This window comes from Streptomyces sp. NPDC058470 (assembly GCF_042721055.1).
In the GTDB taxonomy this organism is placed as follows: Bacteria; Actinomycetota; Actinomycetes; order Streptomycetales; family Streptomycetaceae; genus Streptomyces.
The window spans coordinates 40,810-54,685 of record NZ_JBHXMF010000004.1; the positions used below are offsets into that span (position 1 = coordinate 40,810).

Consider the following 13,876-nt stretch of genomic DNA (forward strand, 5'->3'; position numbering starts at 1 on the left):
GGATGACAACGCACGACGCGCTCGCCGAGCGCGGCACAGTGACCAAGGCGCGCCCTGCCCGACCGCGCCGCACCACCCGACCCGGGCGCCGAGGCCCCCGCTGGACCCCCTGGCTCTACCTCGCCCCCGCCCTCGTCGTCCTCGGCGGCCTGCTGGTCTACCCGATCTACCAACTCGGCCTGATCTCGCTCCTGGAGTACACCCAGGCCCAGGTCAGCGGCGGCGAACCGACCACCTTCGAGGGCTTCGGCAACTACGCGACGCTCTTCGCCGACGAACAGTTCTGGCAGGTGCTGGTCACCACGGTCGTGTTCGCGGCAGCCTGCGTGGTCTCCACGCTGGCCGTCGGCTGCGCGCTCGCGGTGCTCCTCACGCGGGTACGCGCCGTGCCCAGGCTCGCGCTGATGGTGGCCGCGCTCGGGGCCTGGGCGACCCCGGCCGTCACCGGCTCCACGGTCTGGCTGCTGCTCTTCGACCCCGACTTCGGGCCCGTCAACCGGCTGCTGGGGCTCGGCGACCACTCATGGACGTACGGCCGCTTCAGCGCCTTCGCGCTGGTACTCCTCGAAGTGGTCTGGTGCTCCTTCCCGTTCGTAATGGTGACGGTGTACGCCGGCATCCGCTCCGTACCGTCCGAGGTCCTGGAGGCGGCGGCCCTGGACGGTGCCTCGCAGTGGCGGATCTGGCGCTCGGTGCTCGCGCCGATGCTCCGGCCGATCCTGGTGGTCGTCACCATCCAGTCGGTCATCTGGGACTTCAAGCTCTTCACGCAGATCTACGTGATGACGAACGGCGGCGGCATCGCCGGACAGAACCTCGTGCTGAACGTGTACGCGTACCAGAAGGCGTTCGCCGCCTCGCAGTACAGCCTCGGCTCGGCGATCGGCGTGGTGATGCTGCTGATTCTGCTGGGGGTCACGCTGGTGTATCTGTGGCTGCTGCGCAGGCAGGGGGAGGAACTGTGAACCTCATGGGTGGCTTCGTACGACGTCCGTGGCGACTCGCCGCCGAGGTGTCCGCGCTGCTGATCGCGGTCGTGGTCGCCTTCCCTCTGTACTGGATGGTGCTCAGCGCCTTCAAGCCGGCCGGGGAGATCGAGTCCTCCGATCCCAGGCCGTGGACTCTGGCGCCTTCGCTGGATTCCTTCCGGCGGGTCTTCGGACAGCAGGAATTCGGCCGGTACTTCCTCAACAGCCTTGTCGTGGCGTGCACGGTGGTCGTCGTCTCGGCACTGATCGCGTTTCTCGCGGCGACGGCGGTGACACGATTCCGCTTCCGTTTCCGCACCACTCTGCTGATCATGTTCCTGGTCGCGCAGATGGTGCCCGTGGAGGCACTGACGATCCCTCTCTTCTTCCTGATGAGGGACTTCGGCCAGCTGAACACGCTGGGTTCGCTGATCCTGCCGCACATCGCCTTCTCGCTGCCGTTCGCGATCTGGATGCTGAGGGGTTTTGTGAAGGCTGTTCCGGAGGCGCTGGAAGAGGCCGCGTACATCGACGGGGCGAGCCGTGCGCGATTCCTCTGGCAGATCCTTTTCCCGCTGGTCTTCCCGGGGTTGGTGGCCACCAGCGTGTTTTCCTTCATCTCGGCCTGGAACGACTTCCTGTTCGCCAAGTCCTTCATCATCAGCGACACGGCACAGTCCACCCTGCCGATGGCACTCCTCGTCTTCTCCAACCCCGACCAGCCGGACTGGGGCGGCGTGATGGCGGCGTCCACGGTGATGACGATTCCGGTGCTGATCTTCTTCGTACTCGTACAGCGACGGCTGGTCTCCGGGCTGGGCGGAGCGGTAAAGGACTGACGTGACCGAACTGATTCCCGCACCCCGCAGCCTCGTCGCCGGTTCCGGCGAGGTGCGGCTGACGGCGCACTCCCAGCTCTACGCCGGCACCGCGTTGGAGGGTGTCGGCCAGTGGCTGCGCAACGCCCTCCGGCAGGCCACCGGCCTGCCGCTGCGCGAGGGGCGGGAGCTCGACGACACCGACGGCGACGGCATCGGACTCCAGCTCGACCCCGAACTCGGCCCCGAGGAGTACCGCCTCGTCAGCGACCCGACCGGCGTTCTCATCGAGGGTGGCGGTGCGGCCGGCGTCTTCTGGGGCGCCCAGACGCTGCAGCAGCTCCTGGGCCCGGACGCGTACCGAAAGGCCCCGCTCAGCCTCGACCGCACCTGGGCCGTGCCGCACGTCACGATCGAAGACGGACCCCGATTCGGCTGGCGCGGCCTCATGCTCGACGTCGCCCGGCACTTCATGCCCAAGGACGGAGTGCTGCGCTATCTCGACCTGCTGGCCGCCCACAAACTCAATGTCTTCCACTTCCACCTCACCGACGACCAAGGCTGGCGTGTCCAGATCAGGCGCTACCCGAAGCTGACGGAGGCCGGGTCCTGGCGGGCGCGCACGAAATTCGGCCATCGGGCCTCGCCGCTGTGGGATGAGAAGCCGCACGGAGGCTTCTACACGCAGGAAGACATCCGCGAGATCGTGGCGTACGCGGCCGAGCGGCATATCACCGTCGTCCCCGAAATCGACATCCCGGGGCACAGTCAGGCGGCCATCGCCGCGTATCCGGAACTCGGCAACACCGACGTCATCGACACGACCTCCCTCTCCGTCTGGGACACCTGGGGCGTCTCCAAAAACGTACTCGCCCCCACTGACAACGTCCTGCGCTTCTACGAGGGGGTCTTCGAGGAACTCCTCGACCTGTTCCCCTCGGAGTTCATTCACGTCGGCGGTGACGAGTGCGCCAAGGACCAGTGGAAGGAATCACAGACGGCGCAGGTGCGTATCAAGGAGTTGGAGCTCGCGGACGAGGCCGAGTTGCAGTCCTGGTTCATCCGGCACTTCGACAACTGGCTCTCCGCGCGCGGGCGTCGGCTGATCGGCTGGGACGAGATCCTGGAGGGCGGCCTTGCCGAAGGCGCCGCCGTTTCGTCCTGGCGCGGCTATGCGGGCGGCGTCACCGCCGCTCGCGCGGGCCACGACGTCGTGATGTGCCCCGAACAGCATGTGTACCTGGACCACCGTCAGGCCCCGGGCGAGGACGAGCCGGTGCCCATCGGCTACGTGCGCACCCTGGAGGACATCTACCGCTTCGAGCCCCTGCCGGCGCAGCTCACCGAGGAGGAGGCGCGGCATGTGATCGGCACCCAGGCCAATGTGTGGACCGAGGTGATGGAGGATCAGGCCCGCGTGGACTACCAGACGTTCCCGAGGCTGGCTGCTTTCGCCGAGGTCGCCTGGAGCGTCCTGCCCCCCTCCGTGGAACGGGACTTCGCGGACTTCGAGCGGCGGATGGCCGTCCACTACGGGCGCCTTGACGCCCTGGGAGTCGGGTATCGCCCGCCCACGGGGCCCCTGCCGTGGCAGCGGCGGCCGGGCGTCCTCGGACGCCCGATCGAGGGGCGGCCCCCGAACGTGTGAGGTGCCCCCGGAGGCGTACCGCGTCTCCGGGGTGTTCCCGCGCAACAGTGGCCCCACGGGGAACAAGGCGCCCAAGAGTCACCGAAGAGTGGCATTTCGTGCTCACCGGTGATGCCGTGCGAAAACGGACCATCTCCCTGGTGAGGGGGGCGAATGCCTCCTAGTGGACCCCCGCGTCGGGGACCGGCGAAGATGTGCCAGAGTTGCCACGTCCGCCCTGTCAGCACGTACCGTACGGCAGCACAGGTGGGACCAGGTGGGGCAGCGGGAAGGGGTAGCCGGTTTGACCACGCACGCACCGCAGGCGGCGCAGGCCGTGACGCTGCCCGGCTCGTTGGACGAGGCGGTCGCGGCCCTGGCCGCCATGCCCGCCGCCGTTCCCGTGGCGGGCGGCACCGACCTCATGGCCTCGATCAACTCCGGACAGCTGCGGCCCGCCGCACTCGTCGGCCTCGGCAGGATCAGCGAGATCCGCGGCTGGCAGTACCTGGACGGCCACGCGCTGCTCGGCGCCGGCCTCACCCACGCGCGCATGGGCCGCCCCGACTTCGCGGCCCTCATCCCCGCGCTCGCCGCCTCGGCGCGCGCCGCGGGCCCGCCGCAGATCCGCAACGCGGGCACCCTGGGCGGCAACATCGCCTCGGCGTCCCCCACCGGGGACGCGCTGCCGGTACTGGCCGCCCTGGAAGCCGCGTTGATCATCGCGGGCCCCGGTGGAGCCCGCCGTGAGATCCCGGTCTCGCACCTGCTCGCGGGCGTGGAGATGCTCCGCGCCGGCGAGCTCATCGGCTACGTGCGCGTGCCGCTGCTGCACGCGCCCCAGGTCTTCCTGAAGGCGACCGGGCGTACCGGCCCCGGCCGCGCCATCGCGTCCGTGGCGCTGGTCCTCGACCCCGCCCGGCGCGGAGTGCGGTGCGCCGTCGGCGCCATAGCGCCGATGCCGCTGCGCCCCCTGGACGCCGAGGCCTGGGTCGCCCAGCTGATCGACTGGGACGGGGAGCGCACGCTCGTGCCGGAGGCGCTGCACGCCTTCGGGGAGTACGTCGCCGCGGCCTGCATCCCCGACCCCGTCCCCGACGAGGACGGCTCCGTACAACCGCTTCCGCCCGCCGTACTGCACCTGCGTCGCACCGTCGCCGCGCTGGCCCGACGAGCACTGGGGAGGGCACTGTCATGACCGACGACCAGTACGCGGAGGACGCCCCCCAGGGCGGCCGTTGGGATCCGCTGCCCCAGGGCGACTACGACGACGGAGCCACCGCCTTCGTCAAGCTCCCCGAAGGCGGCATCGAGGCCCTCATCGCGGAGCGGGAGCCGCTCGCGGCACGCGGGCACGGTTACGTGCCCCCGCAGATCGAGGTGCCGCCCCCGGCGCCCGCCGCGACGGACCCGGCGCAGGGGGGAGCGTGGGCCGCGCCGGCCGACGCCGTCCAGTGGCCCGATCCGAACGGCGCACCCGCCGGCGCCGGTCCCGACGGGTACGGGTACAACCCGGGGGTCACCGGGCAGTGGGACTTCGGGGACGTCGCGCGGGACGGCGCCGGGCCCGGACGAATTGATCACTCCGGCCAGGCCGGGCATCCCGGTTCGGCCGGGCCCTCCGCCAGCGACGTGACCGGACAGTGGTCGATTCCGGTGGCCACCGGGGATATCCCGGACGAATCGGGCGAGTTCACCACTTCTGCGCTGGTCGAGCAGTGGGGCGGCACGCCGCCCGCCACGCTCCCCGGCGGCGCGTCCGCCCCCTGGGCGACGGAGAGCACCGGACAGACGACGGAAGCCATCGGGCAGGCCTGGTCCGCCGAACCGCGGGAACGCGCCGCCGAGGACGCCGTACGCCCGTCGGCGCAGACGCCCGCTGAGAGCCTCGCAGGCCCGTCGGCGCAGTCTCCGGCCGGATCGGCCGCGCAGGACGCCCAGCAGGCCGCCGAGCCCGCTCACGAGGCCCCTGAGGCGCCTGACGCGGACCGGGCTCGTGAGGAGTCCGAGGCCGCCGATGCCGCGGAGGCGGCGGCGGACACCGAGACCCCCCTCACGGCCCCGCACGACGAACACCCCCTCGCCTCCTACGTCCTGCGCGTCAACGGCGCCGACCGTCCGGTGACCGACGCCTGGATCGGCGAATCGCTGCTCTACGTACTGCGCGAGCGCCTCGGTCTCGCGGGCGCCAAGGACGGCTGCTCACAGGGCGAGTGCGGCGCCTGCAACGTGCAGGTCGACGGGCGGCTCGTGGCGTCCTGCCTGGTGCCCGCCGTCACCGCCGCGAGCAGCGAGGTCCGCACCGTGGAGGGCCTGGCCGCCGACGGGCAGCCCTCCGACGTACAGCGCGCGCTCGCCAAGTGCGGCGCCGTGCAGTGCGGTTTCTGCGTGCCCGGCATGGCGATGACCGTGCACGACCTCCTCGAGGGCAACCCCGCACCGAACGAGCTCGAGACCCGCCAGGCACTCTGCGGCAACCTGTGCCGCTGCTCCGGCTACCGCGGCGTCCTGGACGCCGTACGCGAGGTCGTCGCCGAACGCGAGGCGCACTCCGCCGCCACCGCCGAATCCGCGCCGGACGCCGACGAGGCCCGCATCCCGCGCCAGGCCGGTCCGGGCGGGGGCGGCGTCAACGCCTCGGTGTACGGGGACACTTCTTCGTACAACCCCCCGTACGACCCCCAGGCTCCGCATGAGCAGCCGTACGGCCAGGACGGAGGCCAGGCGTGAGCAACGAAACCGTGACCGCGTCACCCACGGTGCCCGAGGCGGGCTCGGAGCCCCTCCCGCACGGGCTCGGCGTCTCGCTGCCGGCCGCGGAGGCCCGCGCCAAGACGGAGGGCACCTTCCCGTACGCGGCCGACCTGTGGGCCGAGGGACTGCTGTGGGCCGCCGTGCTCAGATCACCCCACCCGCACGCGCGCATCGTGTCGATCGACACCAGCCACGCGCGCGAGATGCCCGGCGTACAGGCCGTCATCACCCACGAGGACGTGCCGGGCACCCCGGTGCACGGCCGGGGCAGGGCCGACCGTCCGGTGTTCGCCTCCGAGGTCGTACGCCACCACGGGGAGCCCATCGCGGCCGTCGCCGCCGACCACCCCGACACCGCCCGGATGGCCGCCGCGGCCGTCATCGTCGAGTACGAAGTACTCGACGCGGTGACCGACCCGGAGCTGGCCTTCGAGGCCGAGGCGCTGCACCCCGACGGCAACCTGATCCGGCACATCCCGCTGCGCCACGGCGACCCCGCGGCGACCGGCGAGATCGTCGTCGAGGGCCAGTACCGCATCGGCCGCCAGGACCCGGCCCCCATCGGCGCCGAGGCCGGTCTCGCCGTACCCCGCCCCGACGGCGGCGTCGAGCTCTACGTGGCCTCCACCGACCCACACACCGACCGCGACACCGCCGCCGCCTGCTACGGCCTGGAGCCCGAGCGTGTGAAGGTCGTCGTCACCGGCGTACCCGGGGCCACCGCCGACCGCGAGGACCAGGGCGTCCAACTCCCGCTCGGTCTCCTCGCGTTGAAGACCGGCTGCCCGGTGAAGATCACCGCTACGCGTGAAGAGTCCTTCCTCGGCCACGCCCACCGGCACCCCACGCTGCTGCGCTACCGCCATCACGCGGACGCCGACGGCAAGCTGGTGAAGGTCGAGGCGCAGATCCTCCTGGACGGGGGCGCCTACGCGGACACCTCCTCGGAGTCGCTGGCCGCCGCCGTCGCCTTCGCCTGCGGCCCGTACGTCGTCCCGAACGCCTTCATCGAGGGCTGGGCCGTCCGCACCAACAACCCGCCCTCCGGCCATGTACGCGGCGAGGGCGCCATGCAGGTCTGCGCCGCCTACGAGGCGCAGATGGACAAGCTGGCGAAGCGGCTGGGCATGGACCCGGCGGAGCTGCGCCTGCGCAATGTGATGGCTACAGGGGACGTGCTTCCCACCGGCCAGACGGTGACCTGCCCGGCTCCGGTCGCCGAACTGCTCCAGGCCGTACGGGACTACCCGCTTCCCGCCCTCCCCAAGGACACCCCCGAGGACGAGTGGCTGCTCCCGGGCGGCCCCGAGGGCGCGGGCGAACCCGGCGCCGTACGCCGTGGTGTCGGCTATGGCCTCGGCATGGTGCACATGCTCGGCGCCGAGGGCACGGACGAGGTGTCGACGGCCACCGTGAAGGTCCACGACGGCGTCGCCACGGTGCTCTGCGCGGCCGTGGAGACCGGCCAGGGCTTCACCACACTGGCCCGGCAGATCGTCCAGGAGACGCTCGGCATCGACGAGGTGCACGTGGCCCCCGTCGACACCGACCAGCCCCCGGCCGGCCCGAGCTGCCGAGGCCGCCACACCTGGGTGTCGGGCGGCGCGGTGGAACGCGCGGCGAAGATGGTCCGTACGCAGCTGCTGCAGCCCCTGGCGCACAAGTTCGGGATGTCCACCGAACTGCTCCAGATCACCGACGGCAAGATCACGTCGTACGACGGAGTGCTGTCCACCACCGTCACCGAGGCGATGGACGGCAAGGAACTGTGGGCCACCGCCCAGTGCCGCCCGCATCCGACCGAGCCGCTGGACGCCGCCGGCCAGGGCGACGCCTTCGTGGGCCTCGCCTTCTGCGCGATCCGCGCGGTGGTCGACGTCGACATCGAACTCGGCTCGGTCCGTGTCGTGGAACTGGCCCTCGCCCAGGACGTGGGCCGGATCCTCAACCCCGCCCAGCTCGCGGCCCGTATCGAGGCGGGCGTCACGCAGGGCGTCGGCGCCGCGTTGACGGAAAACCTGCGCACCGCGCGCGGGCTTGTCCGCCACCCCGACCTGACCGGCTACGCCCTCCCCACCTCCCTGGACGCCCCCGACATTCGCATCGTCAAGCTCGTCGAGGAGCGCGACGTCGTCGCCCCCTTCGGTGCGAAGGCGGCCAGCGCGGTGCCGGTCGTGACCTGCCCGGCGGCGGTGGCCTCGGCGGTGCGTGCGGCTACGGGGCGGCCGGTCAACCGGCTGCCGATAAGGCCGCAGGCGGCCGTGGTGACGACGCCGTGAGCACGCCCGATCCGGAGCCGCCGCGCTACGAACCCGCGCCCGGTGTCGGGAAACTGGCGCTGTGGGTGCTGCTGTTCGTGGTGGCGGCAGTGGTGGTCGTCGTGGGTGGCGTGTACTTCGCCTGATGGGCGGTGGCCTTGCCGGACGGGGGCGTTCGATGGACGGTGTCGTCCTGATCACGGGGATCATGGCCGCGGGGAAGTCGTCCGTCGCGCAGGCTCTCGCGGAGCGGCTGCCGCGGGCGGCGCACGTACGCGGTGACATGTTCCGGCGGATGATCGTCTCCGGGCGCGAGGAGTACGAACCCGGCGCGGGCGGCGAGGCGGAGGTGCAACTCCGGCTGCGGTACGGGCTGTCGGCGGCCACCGCGGACGCGTACGCGCGGGCCGGTTTCACGGCGGTCGTGCAGGACGTCGTCCTGGGCGAGCAGTTGACGGCGTACGTCGGACTGGTCCGCACCCGCCCCCTGTACGTCGTCGTGCTGGCCCCCCGTCCGGAGGTCGTCGCGGCGCGTGAGGCGGGGCGGGCGAAGACCGGGTACGGGGCGTGGACGGTCGAGGAGCTGGACCGGGGGCTGCGTGCCGGGACCCCGCGGATCGGGCTGTGGCTGGACAACTCCGGGCTGACGGTGGCCGAGACGGTGGAGGCGATCGTGGCGGGGCGCGAGCGGGCGCGGGTGGTGTGAGCCGGGGCGGGGCGGCCCGGGTGGCGTGACCGAGGTCGAGCGAACCGGGTGATTCCGGGCGGTGGGCCTGTCGTTGCTCTCGTGCTCGCGGCCCGTACGAGGCCTGTGCGTCTCCTTTGCGTTGCCTATGCCCGCACGTCTCCGGCGTTGTCAGTGGTGCGGCGTATGGTTCTGACTCAGTTGGAACTGCCCCTGGACGACGGGGTGTTCCTTGCTCGGGGGAAGCACGATGCGTTCATATGTGCGGGGGAGCCATGAGCACGACTGACACCGATGTCGGCGGCGCGATCACACTGACCGACGACGAGCTGTATCCGTACATCACGCACGCGGGGACGCGGCACTGGCTGACGGGTCCCGGACTGCCCGGCGACGGCCCACTGGTGGGGTTCGGCACCCTGCGGGAGCACGGGCTGCGCAGGCTCGCGGATCTGGCCGGCGACGCGGAGAGGCTCGCGGGGGAGCTCCAGGACCAGCTGGTGATAGGGGCCTTACGGACCTTCGACAGGGACCTGGAGTCGATCGTCCTGGACGGGGTGACGGGTGAGGTCTCCACGACGTACCTCCACCGCAGCCCGGCGCCGATGGACCTCTCGCCGCTGGCGCCCTCCCTTGAGGCGCTGGTGCGCTTCGCGGCGGCCACGGAGGAACTGACGGCTTCCGGTGGGAACTTCGCGTCCTACGAGACACGCTTCGGCCCGAAGGCGGTGACGGAGGTGTCGGACCGGCTGGCCGCCGTCTTCGAGGGCGCGGTGGGCGAGGAGGTGCCGCCGTTCTGGCGGATGGCCGCACTGATCCGTCCGCTGGCCCGGATAGCGGGACCCGGTGAGGGACTCGTCCTGGACCTGCCGAAGCGGCTGCTGGACGAGGAGTTCGGCGCGGGCGGGATCATGCGCTTCGAGGACGTCGACTTCCCGACCGCGCTCACGCACGAGCCGACGCGCCGTTTCCTGCGCGAGACGGGCCTCCCGGAGAACGGCTCCGTCTTCCAGCTGGACACGGAGGTGCCCCTGCCGGCGCTCAGCGAGTACTACGCCGACGAGCGCCCAGGCGACTTCACCACCGACGAACTCCCCGCCACCGCCGACCACCTGATACGCCTCGGCTATCTGCTGGAGGACACCAACCTCGTGGTGGACGGCACCACCGGCACCGTGCTGGCGTGGAGCGAGCCGGACCTCATCCTCCGCCCCCTCAACGCCGACATCTCCACACTCGCGTTCACCCTCTGGCTGCTGCACCGTGAGAAGTCCCTGGACGCGGCCCACGAGCTCAGTGACGCCTACGAACAGCTCGCCGCCACCATGTCCCAGACCCTGGCCACGGTCGACCCGCTCGCCTGCGACCCGACCCCGGCCCTGCCCGGCGACGACGGTTGGCGCTACTGGCCGGAGATCTTCGAGGACCAGGCAGGCGGAACGCTGTACCGGTAAGCCGTGGTTGCCCGCCGCGAAGCCACGAAGCAGGCCCTCAAAGGTAATCCACAGGTTGTTCTCGATCGGTCGGCCTATTTGCCGGGAGTTCTACCGCTTCATGGGTAAAGCACCCCACGCCACCTCGACGGGCGAGCGGGCTGCCTGGAATAGGGCCAATGTTAAATTTCTCCGCTTCTCGGCCCTGCCGGATTCCGGGCAATATCCGGAATGCCGTTTTGAGGCATGTGCCGGTGCCCGCGCTCTTTCTTGTAACTCCGGTCGCCCTGAGCTAATTTGAACTCGCGTCACTCTGACGCGCGAAGACCACCGATCCCGATCTCGATGCAGGGAATCCTTGTGTGGTTTTTTCATCACTTTTATCGTTGAGGAGTTGGTGTGCCCAGCACGCTGCAGTCGACCATGCCCCCCGAGGGAATGGCACCTCGCTCGAAGCGCTCCGGCAGGGCGCTGAGTCGTTCCGCGATCGTCGGCGCGCTCAGCGCCCTGGCTCTGGTCGTCGCGCTGCCGACCAGTGCGCATGCCGATGTCCTGCAGCTTCTGCCGCAGAACGCCTCCGGCCTGGAGCAGACGTTCGCACCTGCCTACGACTACGACGGGGACGGCTGCTACGCCACCGCTGCCATCGGCGCCGACGGCACCCTCAACCCCGGCCTGTCGCTGGGCGGCGACGTGAACGGCCACTGTCACGACCCTGGCCAGTTGAACAACGCCAACGCGTACTCGCGCGAAAAGTGCAACAACGGCTGGTGCGCGGTCATGTACGCCAGCTACTTCGAGAAGGACCAGGCCACTCTGGGCCCCGCGGCCATCGGGCACCGGCATGACTGGGAACACGTCATCGTGTGGATCTACAACAACCAGGTCCAGTACGTCTCGGTGTCGCAGCACAGCACCTATCAGGTGCTTCCCAGTTCCTCCATACGCTTCGACGGAAACCACGCGAAAATCGTCTACCACAAGGACGGCGCGTCAACGCACGATTTCCGCTTCGCGAACACCAATGACGAACCGGCGGAAAACGCCACCGGCGGCTGGTTCTACCCGCGCCTCGTTGGCTGGGACGGCTACCCGTCCGGTTACCGCGACAAGCTCATGAACGCCAATTTCGGTGACGCCACGATTAAAATCAAGGACGGTTCGTTCAACGACAACCTGTCCTACTCGATGCCGGCCGGAATTGCGTTCAACCCGTACGCCTGACACAGCTAGCCGGTTCGCCGGCCGTGAGTCACGCGGAAGGGCGGTCCTCCCTGAGGGGGGCCGCCCTTCCGTATGTCTGGGTCTGCTTGATTTCCCACTCGGCCGAGGGGTGACTGACGAGATCAGGACCGTCTTGGCTCAGCCCAACGTGTCCATCAGGGTGGTGACATAGGCATCCAGCCGCTCTTCCACGGCTCGTGTCGTCAGCTCAGTCCGCCCTGCCTCCCGCCACGGCCGCGACACCGACTGCACCTCTTCCGAGAACGCCAGCCCGTCCCGCACCTGCCAGTACAGCCGCTCGCTCGCGGCCGCCGCCAACACCCCGCCGGCCTCCTCGTACGCCTCGGCGAACCGCAGGCCCCACGCCGGGCCGTGCAGCAGCGCGAGGCTGGTGGAGCAGTGCGCCACATCGAGATCCGCCGGACCCCAGGAGGTGGCCGCCCAGTCGACGACGCCGCTGATCCGGGCACCTTCCGACGGTGCGGGCGGCACGTCGAACAGCACGTTGCCGGGCTGGAAGTCCCGGTGCAGGTACCGCCCTTCATAGGGCGGCGCGGACTTGCGGATCACCTCGATCGCCGCGGCCCATGCCGCCGCGTCGGCGCCCCTCGGAATCACGACGGTGTCGGCGGTCGTCAACGCCACATACTTCCGGGGCCGCTCGGCAGGTCGCAACGCGTGGATCGCGACAAGTTGACGGGCCAGCAGCGGGACGCGCGTCTCCAGCCCCTCGTCGTCGAGGACGGTCCGGCCCGCCAGATGGGTCATGAGAAGCGACGGATACTCGCAATGCGCGGCGGTCGGATCAACCGCGACCAGTCCAGGAGCCGGCACGCCGGTCCCCGGGAGCAGGGTCAGGGCGCCGGCCTCCCTGCTCAGCCAGTCCTCGGCGTCCTTCACGTCGACGAAGGTCCGCAGCACCAGATCACGGGTGCCTCCGTCCCGCCTGCCGATCGTCAGCCTCCGCATCTCGGCAGTGATCCCGCCGTGCAGCGCCTCGGTTCCGACGATCCGCTCACCGACCTCCAGATGCCGGCCCACCCAGGCCAGCGCCAACGGTCGGACAGCAGTCGCCTCATCGTGGTTGGTCACGGCGTCACCCCATCACCGGACGGCGGCACGCGCGACAGGTTTGTCGGAGGCGATGGCCGTGCTGCTCAGCAGGAAGGTCCACCGGTACGAGGCGGACCGCAGCCGGCGTGCTGGTCAGGCCCTGTTGACGCATGCCGATATCGGCATATGATGTTGCCCATGGCACGAGCAGCGACGACATCGGACGTGTTCAACGCGATCGCCGAGCCGCAGCGCCGGGAGATCCTGCTACTGCTGCGGGCGGGTGAGCGACCGGTGACCGAGTTGGCCCGGGAGTTGGGGATGACCCAGCCGGGGGCGTCCAAACACCTGCGGGTGCTCAGGGAGGTCGGGCTGGTGCGGGACCGCAAGGCAGGCAAGCAGCGCCTGTACGGCCTTGACGCCCGCGGGCTGCGACCGGTCCACGAGTGGACCGGCGGGTTCGAGCGGTTCTGGAACGAGAGCTTCGACCGGCTGGACGCGTACGTCCAGGACCTCAAGCAGGAACGGAATGAGGAGTGACCGATGGCAGCGACAGGACGGGACGCGTCGGCGCAGTCAGTGACGGCCGACCGCGAGATCGTGATCTCCCGGGTCATCAGCGCCCCACGGGAGCTGGTGTTCGAGGCGTTCACCGAGGTACGGCACCTGTCGCGATGGTGGGGACCGGAGGGGTTCACCACCACCACGCGGGCGTTCGAGTTCCGCGTTGACGGGGTGTGGGACTTCGTGATGCACGGACCGGACGGGACGGACTACCAGGAGTGGATCTCCTGGACCGAGATCACCCCGCCGGAGCGGATCGCGCTGCTCCACGGTGAGTCCCGCGGCGACCCGAACGCCTTCGAGTCGATCCTCACGTTCGCGCCCGACGGCGCGGCGACCCGGATCGAGATGCGCACGGTGTTCCCCACCAAGGAGCTGCGCGACGAGGCGGTCGAGAAGTACCACGCGATCGAGGGCGGCCGGCAGACCCTGAGCAACCTGGCTGTCTACGTCACCGAGATCGTTCGCAAGGGATCGCAAGGGAGTTGAGGA

General features: G+C 70.3%; 13 protein-coding genes. 12 read left to right on the forward strand and 1 reads right to left on the reverse strand.

What is annotated here, in order from left to right:
* Positions 1-2 precede the first annotated feature (2 nt).
* From ACFWP7_RS03910 to ACFWP7_RS03955, 10 genes are all read left to right on the forward strand, one after another.
* Positions 3-965, forward strand: a complete 963-nt coding sequence (locus tag ACFWP7_RS03910) for a carbohydrate ABC transporter permease (RefSeq protein WP_384375541.1) — start codon at positions 3-5, stop codon at positions 963-965.
* A complete protein-coding gene (locus ACFWP7_RS03915) occupies positions 962-1,807 on the forward strand; it encodes a carbohydrate ABC transporter permease (protein ID WP_384375544.1) in 846 nt (281 codons plus the stop codon). Before ACFWP7_RS03910 ends, ACFWP7_RS03915 begins: the two co-directional genes overlap by 4 nt.
* A gap of 1 nt (position 1,808) precedes the next feature.
* Positions 1,809-3,434: a beta-N-acetylhexosaminidase gene (locus tag ACFWP7_RS03920; protein ID WP_384375547.1), complete on the forward strand. Its 1,626-nt coding sequence runs from the start codon at positions 1,809-1,811 to the stop codon at positions 3,432-3,434.
* Between the two features lie 283 nt (positions 3,435-3,717).
* Positions 3,718-4,611, forward strand: coding sequence for an FAD binding domain-containing protein (locus ACFWP7_RS03925; protein ID WP_384375549.1), 894 nt, complete (start codon positions 3,718-3,720; stop codon positions 4,609-4,611).
* The gene (locus ACFWP7_RS03930; RefSeq protein ID WP_384375552.1) at positions 4,608-6,143 is read left to right on the forward strand and encodes a 2Fe-2S iron-sulfur cluster-binding protein; all 1,536 of its coding nucleotides are present in this window, start codon (positions 4,608-4,610) and stop codon (positions 6,141-6,143) included. Before ACFWP7_RS03925 ends, ACFWP7_RS03930 begins: the two co-directional genes overlap by 4 nt.
* Positions 6,140-8,446, forward strand: coding sequence for a xanthine dehydrogenase family protein molybdopterin-binding subunit (locus ACFWP7_RS03935; protein ID WP_384375555.1), 2,307 nt, complete (start codon positions 6,140-6,142; stop codon positions 8,444-8,446). The genes ACFWP7_RS03930 and ACFWP7_RS03935 overlap by 4 nt, the downstream gene beginning before the upstream one ends.
* Positions 8,443-8,571 carry a hypothetical protein gene (locus ACFWP7_RS03940; protein ID WP_384375558.1) on the forward strand — a complete coding sequence of 43 codons (129 nt, stop codon included), beginning with the start codon at positions 8,443-8,445 and terminating at the stop codon, positions 8,569-8,571. Before ACFWP7_RS03935 ends, ACFWP7_RS03940 begins: the two co-directional genes overlap by 4 nt.
* Positions 8,572-8,603: 32 nt before the next feature.
* Positions 8,604-9,131 carry an AAA family ATPase gene (locus tag ACFWP7_RS03945; protein ID WP_384375560.1) on the forward strand — a complete coding sequence of 176 codons (528 nt, stop codon included), beginning with the start codon at positions 8,604-8,606 and terminating at the stop codon, positions 9,129-9,131.
* Positions 9,132-9,385: 254 nt separating this feature from the next.
* A complete protein-coding gene (locus tag ACFWP7_RS03950) occupies positions 9,386-10,564 on the forward strand; it encodes an SUKH-4 family immunity protein (protein ID WP_384375563.1) in 1,179 nt (392 codons plus the stop codon).
* A gap of 417 nt (positions 10,565-10,981) precedes the next feature.
* Entirely contained in the window at positions 10,982-11,767 is a 786-nt protein-coding gene (locus ACFWP7_RS03955) for an NPP1 family protein (protein WP_384376091.1), read from the forward strand.
* A 138-nt stretch (positions 11,768-11,905) separates the two neighbouring features.
* On the opposite strand, the gene ACFWP7_RS03960 is transcribed toward ACFWP7_RS03955, so the two are convergent.
* Positions 11,906-12,859, reverse strand: a complete 954-nt coding sequence (locus ACFWP7_RS03960; RefSeq protein WP_384375566.1) for a phosphotransferase family protein — start codon at positions 12,857-12,859, stop codon at positions 11,906-11,908.
* Positions 12,860-13,018: 159 nt separating this feature from the next.
* On the opposite strand from ACFWP7_RS03960, the gene ACFWP7_RS03965 reads away from it, so the two are divergent.
* A complete protein-coding gene (locus ACFWP7_RS03965) occupies positions 13,019-13,360 on the forward strand; it encodes an ArsR/SmtB family transcription factor (protein ID WP_384375568.1) in 342 nt (113 codons plus the stop codon).
* A 3-nt stretch (positions 13,361-13,363) separates the two neighbouring features.
* The gene (locus ACFWP7_RS03970; protein ID WP_384375571.1) at positions 13,364-13,873 is read left to right on the forward strand and encodes an SRPBCC family protein; all 510 of its coding nucleotides are present in this window, start codon (positions 13,364-13,366) and stop codon (positions 13,871-13,873) included.
* Positions 13,874-13,876 lie beyond the last annotated feature (3 nt).